Source organism: Arthrobacter sp. CAN_A6 (assembly GCF_015751715.1).
Lineage (GTDB): Bacteria > Actinomycetota > Actinomycetes > Actinomycetales > Micrococcaceae > Arthrobacter_D.
The window spans coordinates 1-1,251 of sequence record NZ_JADOUV010000044.1; the positions used below are offsets into that span (position 1 = coordinate 1).

General features: G+C 61.9%; 1 protein-coding gene. It reads left to right on the forward strand.

Going from position 1 to position 1,251, the window contains the following annotated elements; all coding sequences use genetic code 11:
- Nucleotides 1-51 precede the first annotated feature (51 nt).
- On the forward strand, nucleotides 52-1,236 hold the full coding sequence (locus tag IWX75_RS17480; RefSeq protein WP_442859002.1) for an IS30 family transposase: 1,185 nt from the start codon (nucleotides 52-54) through the stop codon (nucleotides 1,234-1,236).
- The last annotated feature ends 15 nt before the right edge of the window (nucleotides 1,237-1,251 follow it).

The window sequence follows — 1,251 nt, forward strand, 5'->3', positions numbered from 1 at the left end:
GGTGGTCTCAACCGGTCAATGCACCGCTACTTGGCAGGATGAGTGGTGGAGGTGTGTGTGGAGTTCACGACGGAGCAGCAGCAGGCAATCTGGGAGGGGTGGCGGGACGGTGAATCATTCCGCTTGGTGGGCGACCGGGTGGGGCAACCGGCGCATGTGATTCAGTACTTCCTCCGGGGTCACGGGGGCATCAAACCGCGAATTACTCGCCGGAACCACCGGCACTTGACTCATCAGGAGCGTGAGGAGATCTCTCGCGGTATTGCAGCAGGGTGGTCTCTACGCAGAATCGCCGCGGCCTTGGGGAGGCCTCACTCAAGCATCTCGAGAGAGCTCGCGCGAAATGGTGGACGCGCCGCCTACCGGGCAACTATCGCTGAGCACGCAGCCCACGTTCGAACGAAGCGACCAAAGCTGACTCGACTTAAGCAGAGACCTGCGCTGCTGCAGGTGGTGAGGGCGAAGCTGACCCTGGGGTGGTCTCCGGAGCAGATCGCCGCGTGGTTGAAGCTGGCCTACCCCGGAGACCCGGTCATGCGCCTGTCCCACGAGGCGATTTACCGGTCGATCTATTACGTCTATCGTCGTGAGCTTGACCGGGGCATGTCCCAGCATTTGCGATCCGGGCGCACCATCCGCCGGCCCCGCAAGGGCAAGCAAGCATTAGGCCGCGGACGCTTGAAGAACATGGTGCCCATTACCGCCCGGCCGGCGTCGGTCGAGAACCGGGTTGAGGTGGGTCACTGGGAAGGAGATCTCGTTATGGGTAAAAGGCCTTCCGCGGTGGCGACTCTGGTCGAGCGCAGCACCCGGGCCGTCAAAGTGGTCCACCTCCCCAACGGATACAAGGCAGATGCAGTGCGCATTGCTTTGACCAATGCGTTCAAGGACATCCCCGAGCCGTTGCGTCGATCGTTGACCTGGGATCGTGGCCGGGAAATGGCAGAGCATCAGCAACTCGCTACGGACCTGAGCATGAACGTCTACTTCTGCGCCCCAGGAAGCCCCTGGCAACGCGGGTCGAACGAAAACACGAACAGGGTCCTTCGCCAGTACCTCACGAAGGGCTCCGACCTCCGACGGTTCACAGCCGAAGACTTGGATGACATCGCAAACCGCCTCAACGACCGGCCACGGCGGGTCCTGAAGTGGGCTAGCTCCAACGACCTCTACCAAGCACACACCACCACCTCGGACCAACAAGCGATACCCTCAGAACCACGGGCGGTGCATTGACCGGTTGAGATCACC